Source organism: Streptomyces sp. NPDC015131 (assembly GCF_043079975.1).
Taxonomy (GTDB): domain Bacteria; phylum Actinomycetota; class Actinomycetes; order Streptomycetales; family Streptomycetaceae; genus Streptomyces.
Window position 1 is genome coordinate 176045 of record NZ_JBIBVB010000003.1, and the last position, 18910, is coordinate 194954.

Consider the following 18910-nt stretch of genomic DNA (forward strand, 5'->3'; position numbering starts at 1 on the left):
TTGGGTCATAAGTCTAGTGGGGTGCCCGGCGCCGGAACGCCGGGCCCCTGGGTAGAACGGAGGCGTACGAAAGGGGGCGGGACGCGACCCGCCCCCTTTCACGAGTCCTGGGACTCAGGAGACGCCGAGCTCCTTGGCGTTGTTCTTGAGGTCCTCAAGACCACCGCACATGAAGAACGCCTGCTCGGGGAAGTGGTCGTACTCACCGTCGCAGATCGCGTTGAACGCGGCGATCGACTCGTCGAGCGGCACGTCCGAGCCGTCCACGCCGGTGAACTGCTTGGCGGCGTGGGTGTTCTGGGACAGGAAGCGCTCGACGCGACGGGCACGGTGGACAACGAGCTTGTCCTCCTCGCCCAGCTCGTCGATACCGAGGATCGCGATGATGTCCTGGAGGTCCTTGTACTTCTGGAGGATCCCCTTGACGCGGGTCGCCGCGGCGTAGTGGTCCTCGGAGATGTAGCGCGGGTCCAGGATCCGGGACGTGGAGTCCAGCGGGTCCACGGCCGGGTAGATGCCCTTCTCCGAGATCGGACGGGAGAGAACCGTCGTCGCGTCGAGGTGGGCGAAGGTGGTGGCCGGGGCCGGGTCGGTCAGGTCGTCCGCGGGGACGTAGATCGCCTGCATCGAGGTGATCGAGTGACCGCGGGTCGAGGTGATGCGCTCCTGGAGGAGACCCATCTCGTCCGCCAGGTTCGGCTGGTAACCCACCGCGGACGGCATACGGCCGAGCAGGGTGGACACCTCGGAGCCGGCCTGGGTGAACCGGAAGATGTTGTCGATGAAGAAGAGCACGTCCTGCTTCTGCACATCGCGGAAGTACTCCGCCATGGTCAGACCGGCCAGGGCGACGCGCAGACGGGTGCCCGGGGGCTCGTCCATCTGGCCGAAGACCAGGGCGGTCTTGTCCAGAACGCCGGACTCTTCCATCTCCGCGATGAGGTCGTTGCCCTCACGGGTGCGCTCGCCGACGCCCGCGAAGACGGAGACGCCCTCGTGGAGGTTGGCGACACGCATGATCATTTCCTGGATCAGCACGGTCTTGCCGACACCGGCACCACCGAACAGACCGATCTTTCCACCCTTGACGTACGGGGTGAGAAGGTCGACGACCTTCAGGCCGGTCTCGAACATCTCGGTCTTGGACTCGAGCTGGTCGAAGTCGGGGGCCTTGCGGTGGATCGGCCAGCGCTCACCGACGTTGGCGTTCTCCTCGGGGACGTTCAGCACCTCACCGAGGGTGTTGAACACCTTGCCCTTGGTGAAGTCGCCGACCGGGACGGTGATGCCGTTGCCCGTGTCGGTCACCGGGGCCTGGCGGACCAGGCCGTCGGTGGGCTGCATCGAGATGGTGCGGACCAGGCCGTCACCCAGGTGCTGGGCGACCTCCAGGGTCAGCGTCTTCTTCTTGCCGTCCTCGGCCGGGTCGGCGACCTCGACGTGCAGCGCGTTGTAGATCTCCGGCATCGCGTCGACGGGGAACTCCACGTCGACGACCGGGCCGATGACCCGCGCGACGCGGCCAGTGGCCACGCCAGCAGGAGCGGTCGGCTCAACAGTGGTGGTCATTACTTGTCACTCCCCGCGGTCGCGTCGGCGAGGGCGCTCGCGCCACCGACGATCTCGCTGATTTCCTGGGTGATTTCGGCCTGGCGGGCCGCGTTGGCAAGCCGGGAGAGGCTGTTGATCAGGTCTCCGGCGTTGTCGGTCGCCGACTTCATCGCACGGCGCCGGGCGGCGTGCTCGGAAGCGGCGGCCTGAAGCAGCGCGTTGTAGACACGGCTCTCGACGTACCGCGGCAGCAGGGCGTCGAGGACGTCCTCGGCCGACGGCTCGAAGTCGAACAGCGGAAGGATCTCGCCCTTCGTCCCCGTCTCCTCCGCCGCCTTCTCCAGGCTGAGCGGGAGCATCCGGTTCTGCGTGGGCGTCTGCGTCATCATCGACACGAACTCCGTGAAGACGATGTGCAGCTCGTCGACCCCGCCCTCGGCCGTCTCCGTGGTGACGGCCTCGATGAGCGGAGCGGCGACCCTCTTGGCGTCCGCGTAGCTCGGGCTGTCGGTGAAGCCGGTCCACGACTCCGCGACCTTGCGCTCGCGGAAGCCGTAGTAGGCGACACCCTTGCGGCCGACGATGTACGTGTCGACCTCCTTGCCCTCGCCGCGCAGCCGCTCGGTGAGCTGGTCCGCGGCCTTGATGGCGTTGGACGAGTAGCCGCCGGCCAGACCGCGGTCGCTCGTGATGAGCAGGACGGCGGCCCGGGTCGGGTTGTCCGTCTCGGTGGTCAGCGGGTGCTTGGTGTTCGACCCGGTGGCCACCGCGGTGACCGCGCGGGTGAGCTCGGTCGCGTACGGCGTGGAGGCCGCCACCTTGCGCTGCGCCTTGACGATGCGCGAGGCGGCGATCATCTCCATCGCCTTGGTGATCTTCTTGGTCGCCGTGACGGATTTGATGCGACGCTTGTAGACCCGGAGCTGCGCTCCCATGAGTCAGGTCCCTTCCGTCGTCACTTCGAGACGTTGGCGGCGGCCGGGGCGTCCTCGGCCAGCAGCTTCCCGTCCGAGGTCTCGAACTGCTTCTTGAACGCGGCGATGGCGTCGGCGACGGCGGTGAGAGTGTCGTCCGACATCTTCGCGCCCTCGCGGATCGAGGTCATCAGCGGCTTGTGCTCCCGGTGCAGGAAGTCCAGCAGCTCGGTCTCGAAGCGGCGGATGTCGCCGACCGGGACGTCGTCCATCTTGCCGGTGGTGCCGGCCCAGACGGAGACGACCTGGTTCTCGGTGGCCATCGGCTGGTACTGCGGCTGCTTCAGCAGCTCGACCATGCGCTTGCCGCGCTCCAGCGACGCCTTCGACGCGGCGTCCAGGTCGGAACCGAAGGCGGCGAACGCCTCCAGCTCACGGAACTGGGCGAGGTCCACGCGGAGACGGCCGGAGACCTGGCGCATCGCCTTGTGCTGGGCGGAGCCACCGACTCGGGAGACCGAGATACCGACGTTCAGGGCCGGACGCTGGCCGGCGTTGAACAGGTCGGACTCCAGGAAGCACTGGCCGTCGGTGATGGAGATGACGTTGGTCGGGATGAACGCCGAGACGTCGTTGGCCTTGGTCTCGACGATCGGCAGACCGGTCATCGAACCGGCACCCATGTCGTCGGAGAGCTTGGCGCAGCGCTCCAGCAGGCGGGAGTGCAGGTAGAAGACGTCACCCGGGTAGGCCTCGCGGCCCGGCGGGCGGCGCAGCAGCAGGGAGACGGCACGGTAGGCGTCGGCCTGCTTCGACAGGTCGTCGAAGATGATCAGGACGTGCTTGCCCTGGTACATCCAGTGCTGGCCGATGGCGGAGCCGGTGTAGGGCGCCAGGTACTTGAAGCCGGCCGGGTCGGACGCCGGGGCGGCGACGATGGTCGTGTACTCCAGGGCACCGGCCTCCTCCAGCGCGCCGCGCACGGACGCGATGGTGGAGCCCTTCTGGCCGATGGCGACGTAGATGCAGCGGACCTGCTTGTTCACGTCGCCCGAGCGCCAGTTGTCGCGCTGGTTGATGATCGTGTCGACGGCCAGGGCGGTCTTGCCGGTCTGGCGGTCGCCGATGATCAGCTGACGCTGGCCGCGGCCGATCGGGGTCATGGCGTCGACGGCCTTGTAGCCGGTCTCCATCGGCTCGTGCACCGACTTGCGCTGCATGACCGTGGGTGCCTGCAGTTCGAGGGCGCGGCGGCCCTCGGTCGCGATCTCGCCGAGACCGTCGATCGGGTTGCCGAGCGGGTCGACGACCCGGCCCAGGTAGCCCTCACCGACCGCGACGGACAGGACCTCGCCGGTGCGGGTGACCGGCTGGCCCTCCTCGATGCCGCTGAACTCACCGAGGACAATGGCACCGATCTCGCGCTCCTCGAGGTTGAGGGCGAGACCGAGGGTGCCGTCCTCGAACTTCAGCAGCTCGTTCGCCATGGTCGAGGGCAGACCCTCGACCTTCGCGATGCCGTCGCCGGCGAGGCTGACCGTACCGACCTCCTCGCGCGAGGCCGCGTCCGGCTTGTACGACTGGACAAAGTTCTCCAGCGCGTCCCGGATCTCCTCCGGCCGGATCGTGAGCTCCGCCATCTGGGTTCCCTGCTCTCCTTGTTGGGCCCGAAGTTTCTTTGGGGGATCTGGGGCTGTGCTGCCCGGTGCGGCGTGTGCCGCGGGCCCCCAGAACTTCTGCATTCTCTGCACGGCCCAACCGGGCCGTAGGTGACGCTTGTTGTTGTGGTGCTGCTGGTCAGCCGGCCAGTCGCCGGGCCGCCTCGTCGAGACGGCTGGCAACGGTGCCGTTGACGACCTCGTCGCCGACCCGCACCGAGATCCCGCCGAGGACCGTGGGGTCCACGTCCAGGTTCAGGTGCATCTGGCGGCCGTAGAGCCTGGCCAGCACACCGCCGAGGCGCTGCTTCTGCTGGTCGCTCAGCGGTACCGCCGAGGTGACGACCGCGACCATCCGGTCCCGGCGCGCCGCGGCGAGCTTGGACAGGGACTCGAGTCCCGCTTCCAGGCTACGTCCCCGCGGCTGGGTGACCAGCCGGGTGATCAGCCGCTCGGTGGCCGGGGCGGCCCTGCCGCCGAGCAGGCTGCGCAGCAGCTCGCCCTTGGCGGACGCGGTGGCGCCCTTGTCGGTCAGCGCGGCCCGCAGCTCGGTGCTCGACGTGACGATGCGGCCGAAGCGGAACAGCTCGTCCTCGACGTCGTCCAGCGCGCCGGACTGCTGCGCCGCGGTGAGGTCCGCGGTGTTCGCCAGCTCCTCCAGGGAGTCGACGAGGTCACGCGAGGCCGACCAGCGGGACCGGACCATGCCGGAGACCAGGTCGACGGCTTCCCCGCCCACCTGACCGCTCAGCAGTCGCGCGGCCAGCTCGGCCTTGGCCTCGCCGGCCTGCGCCGGGTCGGTCAGGACCCGACGCAGCGACACCTCGCGGTCGAGCAGCGCGGTGACGGCGGCCAGGTCGCCCGCGAGCTTCGTCACGTCGACCGACGTGTTGTCGGTCAGCGTGTCGAGACGCTCGCGCGCGGCGGCCAGTGCCTCGCGGCTCGCTCCGTTCATCGGGCGGCCTCGGCCTTCTCCTCGAGCTCGTCGAGGAAGCGGTCGATGGTGCGGCTCTGGCGGGCGTGGTCCTCGAGGGACTCGCCGACCAGCTTGCCGGCCAGGTCGGTGGCGAGCTTGCCCACGTCCTGGCGCAGCGCGGTCGCCGCGGCCTTGCGGTCGGCCTCGATCTGGGCGTGGCCGGCCGCGATGATCTCCTCGCGCTGGCGCTGGCCTTCCGCCTTCATCTCCTGGATGATCGCGGTGCCCTGCTCCTGCGCCTCCTGACGCAGCCGCGCGGCCTCGTGGCGGGCCTCGGCGAGCTGGGCCTTGTACTGCTCCAGCACACTCTGGGCTTCGATCTTGGCCGCCTCGGCCTCCTCGATACCGCCCTCGATGGCCTCGCGGCGCTGCTCCAGAACCTTGTTGATGTTCGGGAGGAGCTTCTTGGCGAGGAAGCCGAAGACGATGGCGAAGGCGATCAGGCCGATGACCAGCTCGTCGAGATGCGGGACGATAGGAGGCTGCTCCTCCGCCGCCGCAAGAAGCAGAGCGTTCACATCAGTGCCTTCCGTGAAAGGGGTTGGGCTGTCGGTCCGGCTTACTGGAAGACGAAGCCCATGACGATGCCGATGAGGGCGAGCGCCTCACAGAAGGCGAAACCCATGATCTGGTTGGTACGGATCAGACCGGCCGCCTCGGGCTGGCGGGCGAGGGCCTGGGTGCCGTTACCGAAGATGATGCCGACGCCGATGCCGGGGCCGATGGCCGCGAGACCGTAGGCGACAGCGTTGACGTTGCCGGAGACGGTGTTCTCGGCGGCGAGGGTCTGGAGAGCGGACATGCCGGATCTTCCTTCTCTTTCAATGACCCGGTGGGGGTTGGCCACCGGATGACTGGGGGTCTTGAGGGGAGGGGCTGGCTCAGTGGTGCTCGGAGAGCGCGCCCTGTACGTAGCTGCAGGCCAGGAGGACGAAGACGTACGCCTGGACGGCCTGGATGAAGAGCTCGAAGGCGGTCATCACGAGGACCATCACGAAGGACGCGCCGGCGTAGACGAAGCCGAGGCCGTTCATGAGGTACCAGGTGGCCAGCGTGAACATCACGAGCAGCATGTGGCCGGCGAACATGTTCGCGAAGAGCCGGACCGCGTGCGTGAAGGGCCGGATGATCAGGTTGGAGAGGGCCTCCAGCACCATGACCATCGGCAGGATCGGGCCGAGGCTCTTGTCGTAGCCGAGGATGTTCTTCCAGCCGCCCACGAAGCCGTGCTTCTTGAAGGTCAGGCCGACCCACAGGACGTAGACGATCAGGGCGAGACCGGCCGGGAAGGCGATCAGCGAGGTGACCGGGAACTGGGCGAGCGGGATGATCGACCAGAGGTTCATGATCCACACGAAGAAGAACAGCGACACCATGAAGGGGACGTACTTCTCGCCGTCCTTCTTGCCGATGATCTCGTAGACGATGCCGCGGCGGACGAAGTCGTACCCCGCCTCACCGACCATCTGGACCTTCCCGGGGACCAGCTTCGGCTTGGCGAAGGCGGCCCAGAAGAAGGCAACGATCAGGATCGAGCCCAGGAACGCCAACAGCATCGGCTTCGTGACCTCGAGGCCGGCCACGGTGGCGATCGGCTCGAACATGAACGAGTGGAGGCCCGGTGCCGGGAAGCCACATCCCTCGATGAAGAGGTGACAGCTCGGGTCGAAGGCAAGCGTCTGGTCAGCACTCACCGCGGGCTCCTTCAGCGTGGCGCATAGGTACGGCAACCTCGTTGTGTCGGCGCGGCACGCAGCCGCGGGTCGGCACTGGACTGGTCTTACGGATGGGGGGGCGGCGGTTCGGCGTCGAGCCTCGCGCTGGGACGGGCGCCGGCTCGGAGGGCCGCGCCCGCAGTGCCGCAGTTGGCACCGGACGATAGCAGCAACGAGAACGCGCGTTTATCCCGGCCCTACTCCTCATGCCGACGGCCCCGTCTTCTCGGGCTTCGAGCCCTTTTCGGAAGCGGGGTCCACGTAGAGGATCCTGGCCTTCATGTAGGCGCGGGCCTGGGCCGCGACCCAGACGATGGTCGCCGCGAGCAGCGTGAAGGCGAAGGCCTTGAAGTCGAACAGCGTGGTGTTCTTCAACATGGCCATGAACATGAACAGCACCAGCAGCTGGGCCATGTAGAGCATCAGCCCCATGGCCTGGAACAGCTGGGGCAGTGACTTGGCGGTCCGCTGGAGCACCACGAGCCCGATCCCCATGAAGAGGACGACCACCAGGGTGCCGACGACGGCGCCGACCGCCCCCGCCCCGCCTGCGACCACGCCGCTCACCACGGTGGCGACAGCGCCGGTGGCGAGGGTGGGTACGGCGGCGTACAGGAGGGTGCGTGCGTCGTTGGACGGCATGGCGGCATCTCCGCTTGCTGGTGGGGGCAGTGGTGTCGTCATGGACGAGCGTAGGCCCGGTCCGAGGCGTGCTCTCGGTGTCCGGAAAACCGTCGCACTACGGCTCTCCGGCTCTGTCGCCGGGTCTCGTGAACCGTATCACAAACTATTTGATGAGGTCTTTACCCGAACGTGTGCTGACTCTCACACATGAGAGTGACCCCGCGCGTGTGTGCAGGACAGCGCGTCGGTTTGTCTGCTAAGGGCCGCGCCTGAGGCTTTCGTCAACCTCGCGTTCCGGCCTTCCGCCGGTCGTGGAGCTCGGGAAGGGCACTGAGCGCGGTCGCCCCGTTGACCCCCGCCGGGACGGGGACGCGCTCCCCGGCGCCGTCCTCCCCGTCCTCCCCGGGCGCCGCGGACGGCGCCCCCGGTGTCGGCTCCGCGGCCGCCGGCCGGGCCGCCCGGCGGCGGTAGCGGGGCGGCACGAAGGACTCCGCCCAGCGCGGGGCGCGCGGGGTGAAGCGCGGCAGCAGCAGGAGCACCAGCCCGATGGCGCTCAGCGCCACGATCACCAGCACGATCCACATGGACGCCGAGTGCACCGAGTACGCCAGGGTGCCGAACGCGATGAGCGCCGACCAGAAGTACATGATCAGCACCGCCCGGCTGTGCGAGTGGCCGATCTCCAGCAGCCGGTGGTGCAGGTGCCCGCGGTCGGCCGCGAACGGCGACTGGCCGTTCCAGGTGCGGCGGACGATCGCCAGCACCAGGTCCGCCACCGGGATCGCGATGATGGTCAGCGGCAGCAGCAGCGGGATGAAGACCGGCAGCGCCGCGTGCGTGGCCTGACGGGTCGACCCCTCGAAGATCCTCAGCGCGTCCGGGTCGACCTGGCCGGTGATGGAGATCGCGGAGGCGGCCAGCACCAGGCCGATCAGCATCGAGCCGGAGTCCCCCATGAAGATCCGCGCCGGGTGCATGTTGTGCGGCAGGAAGCCCAGGCACATGCCCATCAGGATCACCGCGAACAGCGTCGCCGGGGCGGCGGCCTCGATGGCGTAGCCGTACCAGATGCGGTACGCGTACAGGAAGAACGCGGCGGCGGCGATGCACACCATGCCCGCCGCCAGCCCGTCCAGACCGTCGACGAAGTTCACCGCGTTGATGGTGATGACCACCAGGGCCACCGTCAGCAGGGTGCCCTGCCACTGGGTGAGCGCGACCGTGCCGACACCGGGGATCGGCAGCCACAGGATCGTCAGACCCTGCATGACCATCACGCCCGCGGCGATCATCTGGCCGCCCAGCTTGATAAGGGCGTCGATCTCGAACTTGTCGTCCAGCACCCCGATCAGCCAGATCAGGGCCGCGCCGGACAGCAGCGCGCGGGGCTCGTTGGACAGCTCGAAGACGCTGTTGAGGTTGGCCAGGTGGTCCGCGACCAGCAGCCCCGCGCACAGCCCGAAGAACATGGCGATGCCGCCGAGCCGCGGCGTCGGTTCTCGGTGCACGTCCCGGGCGCGGATCTCCGGCATCGCGCCGGCCGCGATGGCGAACTTCCGCACCGGACCGGTCAGCAGATAGGTCACCGCGGCCGTGACACAGAGCGTCAGCAGGTAATCACGCACGGGCTGCCCCACAGGAATCGCTGGCCATCTCAGCCCCACACCCTAGTCGCGCCGCCCCCATGGTTGAGGACACCAGGGGCGCGCGGACGGTTGCACGGGGCTCTTTCTCCCCTCGATACGGTGGAAATCGGTCGGCCGGTTCACGTACCCCAGCCCGAACCTTCCCGCCCCGGGGCGGCAGCCGGTCAGCGCCGGGTCGGGACGCCCGTTGCTCAGCGCCGGGTCGGGACGCCCGTCAGGGCCGTGACCACCGGGTCCAGCGCCTGCTGGATCTCGTCGCCGATGGAGCGGAAGAACGTGATCGGCGCGCCGTACGGGTCGTTGACCTCGTCCGCCTCCGCGCTGGGGGCCAGCAGCCAGCCGCGCAGGGCGGCGGCGGCGCGGACCAGGGCGCGGGCGCGTTCGACCATGCCGTCGCTGAGGGGGTCCGGCAGCGTGGCCGGATCTATCGCCCGTACGAGCCGGGTGAACTCCTTCAGCGTGAAGGTGCGCAGCCCCGCCGAGTGGCCCATCGAGATGACCTGGGCCCGGTGGTCGCGGGTCGCCGTCAGCACCAGGTCGGCCCGGATGACGTGCTCGTCGAGCAGCTCGCGGCCGACGAAGCCGGTCGCGTCCGCGCCGAAGTCGGCGAGCACGATCTCGGCGTTGGCCTCCATGGGGGCGCCCTCGTGCCCCCAGGTGCCGGCGCTCTCCACGATCAGGCCGCCGCCCATCGGGTCGCCCAGGCGGTCGCACAGGGCATGCCGCGTCAGCCGCTCGGTGATGGGCGAGCGGCAGACGTTGCCGGTGCTGACGTGGAGGATGCGGAACGAGTGGTCCGTGCCTATGCCACGCCCCTCAGGGGCGGTCAATTGGCCACCTCGAGGTCGGGTACCACCTTGCGCAGCTCCTCGACCGACAGGGCACCCGCGCGCAGCAGCACCGGGACCTCGCCGGTGACGTCGACGATCGACGACGGGACGATGCCCGGCGTCGGCCCACCGTCCAGGTACACGGACACCGAGTCGCCGAGCATGCCCTGGGCGGCGTCGCAGTCCTCGGGCGACGGGTGGCCGGTGAGGTTCGCCGATGACACGGCCATCGGGCCGACCTCGGTGAGCAGCTCGATGGCGACCGGGTGCAGCGGCATCCGGATGGCGACGGTGCCGCGGGTGTCGCCGAGGTCCCACTGGAGGGACGGCTGGTGCCGGGCGACCAGCGTCAGGGCGCCGGGCCAGAAGGCGTCGACCAGCTCCCACGCCTGCTCGGAGAAGTCCGTGACGAGCCCGTGCAGGGTGTTCGGGGAGCCGATCAGGACGGGCGTGGGCATGTTGCGGCCGCGCCCCTTGGCCTCCAGCAGGTCCGCGACGGCCTCCGCGCTGAAGGCGTCCGCGCCGATGCCGTACACCGTGTCGGTGGGCAGCACGACGAGTTCGCCGCGGCGGACGGCGGACGCTGCCTCGCGCAGGCCGGTCGTGCGGTCGGTCGCGTCGTTGCAGTCGTATCGCCGAGCCATTAGCGGGCCTCCTCGTACACGTGCTTCGTCACGGCATCGCCTTGCGCGCGGTCGCGAAGCGGGGGCGGTTGTTCAGGTCGGGGTGGTCGGCGGCGTCCGCCCAGCCGGCCTCCTCGTTGAAGATCCACGGCACCTGGCCGCCCTGGGTGTCGGCGTGCTCGACGACGACGAGGCCGCCGGGGCGCAGCAGCCGGTGGGCGGTGCGTTCGATGCCGCGGATGGTGTCGAGGCCGTCCTCGCCGGAGAAGAGCGCCATCTCCGGGTCGTGGTCGCGGGCCTCGGGCGCGACGTACTCCCACTCGGTGAGCGGGATGTACGGGGGGTTGGAGATCACCAGGTCGACCTGGCCGTCGAGCTCGGGGAGGGCCGTCAGGGCGTCGCCCCGGTGGACGGTGACCCTCGACCCCTCGGCGTTCTTCCGCGTCCACACCAGGGCGTCCTCGGACAGCTCCACGGCGTGCACACGGGAGCGCGGCACCTCCTGGGCCATGGCGAGCGCGATGGCGCCGGAGCCGGAGCACAGGTCGACGATGAGCGGCTCGACGACGTCCATGGCGCGTACGGCGTCTATGGCCCAGCCGACGACCGACTCGGTCTCGGGGCGGGGCACGAAGACACCGGGGCCGACCTGGAGCTCCAGGTAGCGGAAGAACGCCCGGCCGGTGATGTGCTGGAGCGGCTCGCGGGCCTCGCGGCGGGCGACGGCCTCCCAGTAGCGGGCGTCGAAGTCCGCGTCCTTGACGTGGTGCAGCTCTCCCCGCTTGCAGCCGTGCACGTACGCGGCGAGCTCCTCGGCGTCGAAGCGCGGGGAGGGCACGCCGGCGTCGGCCAGCCGCTGGGTGGCCTGAGCCACCTCGGCAAGCAGCACACTGCGGGGGCTTGGGGGTCGCCCCCCAAAATGTTGCTGCACGCTGGTCCTCCGGGATGGGCTGGTGGCGGGTGGTTACTGGGCGGCGGCGAGCTTGGCGGCGGAGTCGGCGTCGACACACGCCTGGATCACCGCGTCGAGCTCCCCGTCGAGCACCTGGTCCAGGTTGTACGCCTTGAAGCCGACGCGGTGGTCCGAGATGCGGTTCTCCGGGAAGTTGTACGTCCGGATCTTCTCGGACCGGTCGACGGTGCGCACCTGGCTGCGGCGCGCGTCGGCGGCGTTCTTCTCCGCCTCCTCCTGCGCGGCGGCCAGCAGCCGGGAGCGCAGGATGCGCAGGGCCTGCTCCTTGTTCTGGAGCTGGCTCTTCTCGTTCTGGCAGGAGGCGACGATGCCGGTCGGCAGGTGGGTGATGCGCACGGCGGAGTCGGTGGTGTTGACCGACTGGCCGCCGGGGCCGGAGGACCGGTAGACGTCCACGCGCAGGTCGTTGGCGTGGATCTCGACGTCGATCTCCTCGGCCTCGGGCGTCACCAGGACGCCGGCGGCGGAGGTGTGGATACGGCCCTGGGACTCGGTGGCGGGCACGCGCTGCACCCGGTGCACACCGCCCTCGTACTTGAGCCGGGCCCAGACGCCCTGGCCGGGCTCGGTGGCGCCCTGGCCGCCCTTGGTCTTCACGGCGACCTGGACGTCCTTGTAGCCGCCCAGCTCGGACTCGGTGGCGTCGATGATCTCGGTCTTCCAGCCGATGCGCTCGGCGTAGCGCAGGTACATCCGCAGCAGGTCGCCGGCGAACAGGGCGGACTCGTCGCCGCCCGCGCCCGCCTTGATCTCCAGGATGACGTCCTTGTCGTCGCTGGGGTCGCGGGGGACGAGCAGCAGCCGCAGCCTGTCGGTCAGCTCCTCGCGCTGCTTCTCCAGCTCCTTGACCTCGGCGGCGAAGTCGGGGTCGGAGGCGGCGAACTCGCGGGCCGTCTCGATGTCGTCGCCGGTCTGCTTCCAGGAGCGGTACGTGGCGACGATCGGGGTCAGCTCGGCGTAGCGCTTGTTCAGCTTGCGGGCGTTGGCCTGGTCGCTGTGGACCGACGGGTCGGCAAGCTTCTTCTCGAGATCGGCGTGCTCGCCGATCAGTTCCTCGACCGCCTCGAACATCTCCGGGCTCCTGGGTTCGCGAAAGGGCTGCTGTGGAAGACGGCAAAGCGCCGGTCCCGGCCATCCCGCGGACGGGACGGCCGGAGACCGGCGCAGTGGCTCGCTACTTGGCGGAGCCGGCAGCCTTCTTGCCGAAGCGGGCCTCGAAGCGGGCCACGCGGCCACCGGTGTCGAGGATCTTCTGCTTGCCCGTGTAGAACGGGTGGCACTCGGAGCAGACCTCGGCACGGATGGCGCCGCCGTCGATCGTGCTGCGGGTGGTGAACGACGCGCCACAGGTGCAGCTGACCTGCGTCTCGACGTACTGGGGGTGGATGTCGCGCTTCAAGGGATTCTCCTAGGTTCCGGGAGGGCGCCGGGTCGCACGGGCGGGATACGCGTGCGTGAACCGGGGCCGACGTACCAGTCTGCCAGGACCGGCCGTATCTCCCAAAACCGGGGGGTGGCTGAATCTATTCCGGGCGCCCGGACTACTTCACGACTCCGCCGGCCCGGCCCTCGGCGGTGTCCTTGGTCGCGGAGGCGGGGATGGGCCGGTCGGCCTTGAGCGCGGCCCACACCTGGCGGCCCTGGGCCTCCAGCGGGACGACGCGGTTGAGGTCGGCGGGGTCGTACTGGACCGGCAGCGTGATCATGTGGACGTCGTCGGCGCCGAGCTGCTTCAGGCCGCCGGCGAAGTCGGACAGCTCCTTGACGGAGTCCAGCTCGGAGTCGGGCCGGATGGCCTTGGTGGCGGTGTCGGCGAGGTTCCAGAGCTTCTTGGGGCTGGAGAAGACCCCGACACTCTTGGCCTGCTCGATGAACGCCTTCATGAACGCCTGCTGGAGCTGGATGCGCCCGAGGTCGCTGCCGTCCCCGACGCCCTTGCGGGTGCGGACGAGGCCGAGGGCCTGCTCGCCGCCGAGGGTGTGGGTGCCGGCCGCCAGGTCGAGGTGGCTGCTCTTGTCCTTGATCGGCTCGGTGGTGGTGATCTCCACGCCGCCGAGTTCGTCGATGAGCTTCTTGAAGCCGGTGAAGTCGACCTCGATGTAGTGGTCCATGCGGATGCCGGACATCTTCTCGACGGTCTTCACCGCGCAGGCCGGGCCGCCGACCTCGTACGCGGTGTTGAACATCGCCTTGCGCTGCCCGGGCACGGCCGCTCCGGCCCGGTCGGTGCAGTCGGGCCGCTCGACGATCGTGTCGCGCGGTACGGAGACGACGCTGGCCTTCTTGTGGCCCTCGTACACGTGCAGGACCATCGCGGTGTCGGAGCGGGCGGCGCCCTCGTCCCTGCCGTACTCGCCGTTGGCGCCGGACCGGGTGTCGGAGCCGAGGACCAGGATGTCCATGGAGCCGTTGTCGACGTTCTGCGGCCGCTCGTCGTCGCGGAGCTGGCTGTTGATGTCGACGCTGTCGATGTTGCCGTTGAGCGTGTAGTAGACGTAGCCGAACCCGCACCCGCCGACCAGGACCAGCCCTGCGGCGGACCAGGCCGCGACGGTGAGCGCCTTGCGGCCCTTGCCCGCCGGCCGGCGGCGGCGTCCGGTGGCGCGTATTCGGCTGGTTTTGCTGCCCTGCTCGGCCATGTTCTCCTCAGTCCTCGCTGGTTCCGCTACCCCCAGCTGTGGTGATCAGGCGCTTCCGGCCTGTCAGACGGGGAAGCGGCCCACAGGGTTGCACGGCCCGTTAAGAGGTCCCTAAGAACGCACCGTGCCCACCACGCCGGGGCGCGATGGGCACACAGGGCGTCTCACCTGCGGTTTTCCACGGGGTACGAAACCGGGGCGGCTCCTTGCGGAACCGCCCCGGACGTGGCGAACATCGCATGCGCGCCGGGTGCGGCGCGGGGCTGTCAGCCGAGGAGGTTGTACGCCTGCCAGCCGGAACCGAAGTCCTTGCGGGCGAGGAAGCCGCCCTTGCCGTTGCCCGGGTACAGCCACATCTTGCCGGCGGTGTCGCGGGCCAGGACGTCGGCGACGCCGTCGCTGTTGACGTCACCGGTGGTGGCCAGGGCGTTCATCGAACCGAAGGCGGCGACCAGGACGGGCGCGGACCACGGCTTGGCGGCGACGCCGGTGCCCTTGTAGAGGTAGGTCTTGCCCGCGGTGTCACGGGCGAAGATGTCGGCCTTGCCGTCGTTGGTGAAGTCGCCGTGGCCGCGGACCATCGTGAACTTGCTCCAGCCGGAACCGGCGGAGACGGGGGCGGAGAAGCCGCCGTTGCCCTTGCCCGGGTAGACGCGCATCACGCCGGCGGAGTCGACCGCGACGATGTCGGGCAGCTCGTCGCCGGTGACGTCACCGGGGGTGAGGATCGCCTTGTGCTTGCCCCAGCCCTTGGCGACGAGCTTCGACTGCCACTCGCCGGCCGCGATCGAGTAGTGGTCCCAGTAGACGTCACCGTTGTAGCGGTTCACCAGGTCGGGGATGGAGTCCCGGTCGAGGTCCGTCTGGAGCGCGAGGGTGTAGCCGCCGAAGTAGCCGAGGTTCTCGGTGCGGCTCAGCGAGGTGACCTTGGAGGTCCAGCCGAACAGCGTGGAGTCCGAGGTGCGGCGGGCCAGCAGGTCGGCGGTGTGGTCGCCGTTCCAGTTGGTGTCGTCGACCCGGGACTGGATGGGCGCGGAGTACGTGGAGACCTTCGCGTACACGCCGTACTTGCCGGCCGCGGAGCAGTCCTCGTCGCCCCACGAGACGACACCGACGAGCTTGCCGCCGACGACCAGCGGGCCGCCCGAGTCGCCGTTGCAGGTGGTCTCGCTGGTCTCGTCGCTGCCCGTCGGGGCGGCGCCGGCGCACAGCATGTGCCCCTTGACGAAGCCTCCGGGGTACGCGGCGGCGCAGGAGGTGTCCGACACGGTGTCCGCGTCGGCGACCTTCAGCGTCTGGGAGCCGCTGTTGGGCTCGGTGGAGCTGGTGCGGCCCCAGCCGTAGACCTTGCCGTCGAGCCCGGCCCCGTACAGCGCGGAGTCCGTCGGCTGCGCCAGCGGCAGCGGCTTGGCGGTGGTGGGCGCGGCCAGCGTCAGCACGGCCACGTCATTGTCGAGGGTGTAGTCGTTGTACTGCGGGTGGTGCCACTGGCGGTCGACGGCGAACGCATCGCCCTCGTCGCCGGTGGTGGGGATCTGGTCGGTGCCGGTGACGACCACGCCGTCGGTCGCCCACTTGATGCCCTTGACGCAGTGGGCGGCGGTGAGGACCTTCGTCGGGGCGATCACGGCGCCGCCGCAGAAGTAGCCGGCGCCGGTGCTGTCCCAGAAGTGGAGCTGCGCCATCCAGGGGGCGGCGGAGATGGTCGTCTCCTTGCCCCCGATGATGCGGGCGCTGGGAGCGCTGCTCGGGCTGCTGCTCGCCTCCGGCTCCTTGCCGAGGGTGCGGGCGCTCTTGGCGTCCGCCTTCACGGCCCTGGCCACCCGCTGGTACAGCTCGTCCTGCGAGACCGTCTGCTTCGCCTGGGCGGGCTCGGCGCTGATGCGGGGCAGTTCGCCGGCCTCGGCGGAGTCCGATCCGGAGACCGCGATGCCCGCCCCCACCAGGGCGACGACCGCCGCGGCGGCGGGCAGCGCCAGTGTCATACGGCGCCGGTGACGGCCGCCGCGCGTGCGTATCTGCACTGAGTTAACCCCTTGGGTCGACCCGGCGAGGCGCGACCGCCACACCGGAAGAGTCCATGACGGTGGCGGGTAACGGCCGGTCAAACGGGCAGCGAGCCGGAAAACCCCCCTGGCCTCGGCTCTGGCTGCGCGGCGGAATCCCCCCACGTCGATGTGCAGATGTTACGCCTGTCAAGTACCGGTTGACCAGCGGATGGTGAGGAAACCGTGAAAACGAGACCACCCCGTCACCGGAGTGACGGGGTGGCCTGTGCTGCCTGGTGAGACGACGTCAGTCGTTGCCGTTGCCGGCCGACGGGGTCGTCTTCTGGATCTGCAGCAGGAACTCGGCGTTCGACTTCGTCTGCTTCATCTTGTCGAGCAGCAGCTCGATCGCCTGCTGCTGGTCGAGCGCGTGCAGCACCCGGCGCAGCTTCCAGACGATGGCGAGCTCGTCGCTGCCGAGCAGGATCTCCTCCTTGCGGGTGCCGGACGCGTCGACGTCCACCGCCGGGAAGATGCGCTTGTCGGCGAGCTTCCGGTCGAGCTTGAGCTCCATGTTGCCGGTGCCCTTGAACTCCTCGAAGATCACCTCGTCCATGCGCGAGCCGGTGTCGACCAGCGCGGTGGCCAGGATGGTCAGCGAGCCGCCGTCCTCGATGTTGCGCGCGGCGCCGAAGAAGCGCTTCGGCGGGTACAGCGCGGTCGAGTCGACACCACCGGACAGGATGCGGCCGGAGGCGGGCGCCGCGAGGTTGTACGCGCGGCCCAGGCGGGTGATGGAGTCCAGCAGGACGACCACGTCGTGACCCAGCTCCACCAGGCGCTTGGCGCGCTCGATGGCCAGCTCGGCGACGGTGGTGTGGTCCTCGGCCGGGCGGTCGAAGGTCGAGGAGATGACCTCGCCCTTGACCGACCGCTGCATGTCGGTGACCTCTTCCGGACGCTCGTCGACCAGGACGACCATCAGGTGGCACTCGGGGTTGTTGGTGGTGATCGCGTTGGCGATCGCCTGCATGATCATGGTCTTGCCGGTCTTCGGCGGGGCCACGATCAGACCGCGCTGGCCCTTGCCGATCGGCGACACCAGGTCGATGATCCGCGTGGTCAGCACACCCGGGTCGCTCTCCAGGCGGAGGCGGTCCTGCGGGTAGAGCGGGGTCAGCTTGTTGAACTCGGGACGGCCCCGGCCGGAGTCGGCGGCCATGCCGTTGGCGGAGTCCAGACGGACCAGCGCGTTGAACTTCTCGCGGCGCTCGCCCTCCTTCGGCTGGCGTACGGCGCCGGTGATGTGGTCGCCCTTGCGCAGGCCGTTCTTGCGGACCTGGGCGAGGGAGACGTACACGTCGTTGGGGCCGGGCAGGTAGCCGGAGGTCCGGATGAACGCGTAGTTGTCGAGGATGTCCAGGATGCCCGCGACGGGGATCAGGACGTCGTCCTCGGAGACCTGCGGCTCGCCGCCGCCGGCGAAGTCGTCACGGCCACGGCGGCCCCGGCGGTCGCGGTAGCGCCCGCGGCGGCCGCGGCGGCCGCCCGCCTCGTCGTCGAAGTCGTCCTGCGGGCCGGACTGGCCGCCCTGCTGGCCGCCCTGGCGCTGCTGGCGCTGGCCGCCACCGCCCTGCTGGTCGTCGCCGCCCTTGCCACCGCGGTCGCGGCGGCCGTCCCGCTGGCGGTCCCGGCGGTCGCCGCGGTCGCCGCGGTCGCGCTGGCGGTCCCGGCGGCTGCCCTCGGCGCCGTCACCGGCCGCGTCGCCCTTGGTCTCGGGCTGGGCGTCGGTCCTGGTGTCCGTACGGGCCTCCGTGCGGACGTCCGCGCGGACATCGGTCCGGACGTCGCCCTCGGGGCTGCCGGCGGGCGCGGTGGCACGGCGGCGGCGGCGCTCGCCGGCCGGCTGGTCGTCGCCGGCGCCCTGCTGCTCGGTCGGAGCGAGCTTGGGGGAAGGCTGGCCGGGAATCTCGATCTGCTGCTGCGCGACGGCCTTCTCGGCCTTCTCCGCGGGCTTGTCGGCGGCCTTCGCGGCCCTGTCCCCGGCGGGGGCGCCGGCCTTGTCGGCGGCGTCCTCGCCCGTACGGGCCTTGGAGGTGGCGCGGCGCTTCGGCTTGGTCTCGGCGGAGCCGGCCGTGTCGGCGGCCTTGGGGGCGGAGGAGCCGCCTCCGGCCTGCGCCTCCTTGATGACCTCGATCAGCTGGCTCTTGCGCATCCGCGCGGTGCCCCTGATGCCGAGGCCGGACGCGACCTGCTGAAGCTCGGCCAGGACCATGCCCTCGAGGCCGGTGCCGGAGCGGCGGCGCCGTGACGTGGTGCCAGTGGCAGCACCTGCGGCGGGCGCGGCGGTGTCGACACTGTTGTCGGCAGTCACGCCCATCAGATCGGTGGTGTCGCTCACGAAGGGTCCTTCCCTGGAGCGGACGTCGGCCTTCTGGCTCGGCGACCGGTTGTGCTGTCCGACGGCGGTCCTTGATCGGTGGACCGGGTCGGGGCGGTGGTCCCGCCGGGTACGGCGGAGAGAAAAGACGTGCTTGGGTCCGGCCCGAGGCCCCCTGCTCGGCCCGCTCCTGGGAAAAGCGAGGGGTGTCGCGCGCCGGTTCCGGAGCGTGCTCGAAACTGCTCAGGCAGGCTGCTCAGGCAGTGGAGGAGGCTCCCGGAAGAATGGTGGTCCCGGAAGGGGACACTCAGCACCGCGCCACAAAGACGTCGGGTGCAGATTCGAGGTTAACACTACCGGCTCCAACAAACATTCCCCCTCTCCCACACCGGC

17 protein-coding genes are annotated in these 18910 nt (G+C 69.9%); all 17 read right to left on the reverse strand.

Features of this window, described 5'->3' with window-relative positions:
• Positions 1-114: 114 nt before the first annotated feature.
• Positions 115-1569: a F0F1 ATP synthase subunit beta gene (atpD, locus tag ACF08D_RS12165; RefSeq protein ID WP_392222508.1), complete on the reverse strand. Its 1455-nt coding sequence runs from the start codon at positions 1567-1569 to the stop codon at positions 115-117.
• Positions 1569-2486, reverse strand: coding sequence for a F0F1 ATP synthase subunit gamma (locus ACF08D_RS12170; RefSeq protein ID WP_392222509.1), 918 nt, complete (start codon positions 2484-2486; stop codon positions 1569-1571). The genes atpD and ACF08D_RS12170 overlap by 1 nt, the downstream gene beginning before the upstream one ends.
• Positions 2487-2506: 20 nt before the next feature.
• Entirely contained in the window at positions 2507-4105 is a 1599-nt protein-coding gene (atpA, locus tag ACF08D_RS12175; protein WP_392222510.1) for a F0F1 ATP synthase subunit alpha, read from the reverse strand.
• 157 nt (positions 4106-4262) lie between these two features.
• Complete coding sequence (locus ACF08D_RS12180; protein ID WP_392222511.1) at positions 4263-5078, reverse strand: F0F1 ATP synthase subunit delta; 816 nt, start codon at positions 5076-5078, stop codon at positions 4263-4265.
• Entirely contained in the window at positions 5075-5617 is a 543-nt protein-coding gene (locus tag ACF08D_RS12185) for a F0F1 ATP synthase subunit B (protein ID WP_392222512.1), read from the reverse strand. Before ACF08D_RS12185 ends, ACF08D_RS12180 begins: the two co-directional genes overlap by 4 nt.
• Before the next feature lie 41 nt (positions 5618-5658).
• Positions 5659-5901 (reverse strand): ATP synthase F0 subunit C, encoded by a 243-nt coding sequence (atpE, locus tag ACF08D_RS12190; RefSeq protein WP_392222513.1) that lies wholly within the window; start codon positions 5899-5901, stop codon positions 5659-5661.
• Between the two features lie 79 nt (positions 5902-5980).
• Positions 5981-6793, reverse strand: coding sequence for a F0F1 ATP synthase subunit A (atpB, locus tag ACF08D_RS12195; RefSeq protein WP_392222514.1), 813 nt, complete (start codon positions 6791-6793; stop codon positions 5981-5983).
• Positions 6794-7018: 225 nt separating this feature from the next.
• Positions 7019-7456: a hypothetical protein gene (locus ACF08D_RS12200; RefSeq protein ID WP_392222515.1), complete on the reverse strand. Its 438-nt coding sequence runs from the start codon at positions 7454-7456 to the stop codon at positions 7019-7021.
• A gap of 263 nt (positions 7457-7719) precedes the next feature.
• Entirely contained in the window at positions 7720-9063 is a 1344-nt protein-coding gene (locus tag ACF08D_RS12205) for an MraY family glycosyltransferase (RefSeq protein WP_392222516.1), read from the reverse strand.
• 212 nt (positions 9064-9275) lie between these two features.
• Positions 9276-9914, reverse strand: a complete 639-nt coding sequence (locus tag ACF08D_RS12210) for a protein-tyrosine-phosphatase (RefSeq protein ID WP_392222517.1) — start codon at positions 9912-9914, stop codon at positions 9276-9278.
• Positions 9911-10558, reverse strand: coding sequence for an L-threonylcarbamoyladenylate synthase (locus tag ACF08D_RS12215; protein ID WP_392222518.1), 648 nt, complete (start codon positions 10556-10558; stop codon positions 9911-9913). The genes ACF08D_RS12210 and ACF08D_RS12215 overlap by 4 nt, the downstream gene beginning before the upstream one ends.
• A gap of 28 nt (positions 10559-10586) precedes the next feature.
• The gene (gene prmC, locus ACF08D_RS12220) at positions 10587-11468 is read right to left on the reverse strand and encodes a peptide chain release factor N(5)-glutamine methyltransferase (RefSeq protein WP_392222519.1); all 882 of its coding nucleotides are present in this window, start codon (positions 11466-11468) and stop codon (positions 10587-10589) included.
• Between the two features lie 33 nt (positions 11469-11501).
• Positions 11502-12581 (reverse strand): peptide chain release factor 1, encoded by a 1080-nt coding sequence (prfA, locus tag ACF08D_RS12225; protein WP_392222520.1) that lies wholly within the window; start codon positions 12579-12581, stop codon positions 11502-11504.
• 103 nt (positions 12582-12684) lie between these two features.
• Complete coding sequence (gene rpmE / locus ACF08D_RS12230; RefSeq protein WP_392222521.1) at positions 12685-12909, reverse strand: 50S ribosomal protein L31; 225 nt, start codon at positions 12907-12909, stop codon at positions 12685-12687.
• 142 nt (positions 12910-13051) lie between these two features.
• A complete protein-coding gene (locus tag ACF08D_RS12235) occupies positions 13052-14149 on the reverse strand; it encodes an LCP family protein (protein WP_392222522.1) in 1098 nt (365 codons plus the stop codon).
• A gap of 266 nt (positions 14150-14415) precedes the next feature.
• Positions 14416-16134 (reverse strand): trypsin-like serine protease, encoded by a 1719-nt coding sequence (locus ACF08D_RS12240; protein ID WP_392222523.1) that lies wholly within the window; start codon positions 16132-16134, stop codon positions 14416-14418.
• A gap of 310 nt (positions 16135-16444) precedes the next feature.
• Positions 16445-18538 (reverse strand): transcription termination factor Rho, encoded by a 2094-nt coding sequence (rho, locus tag ACF08D_RS12245; protein ID WP_392222524.1) that lies wholly within the window; start codon positions 18536-18538, stop codon positions 16445-16447.
• Between the last annotated feature and the right edge of the window lie 372 nt (positions 18539-18910).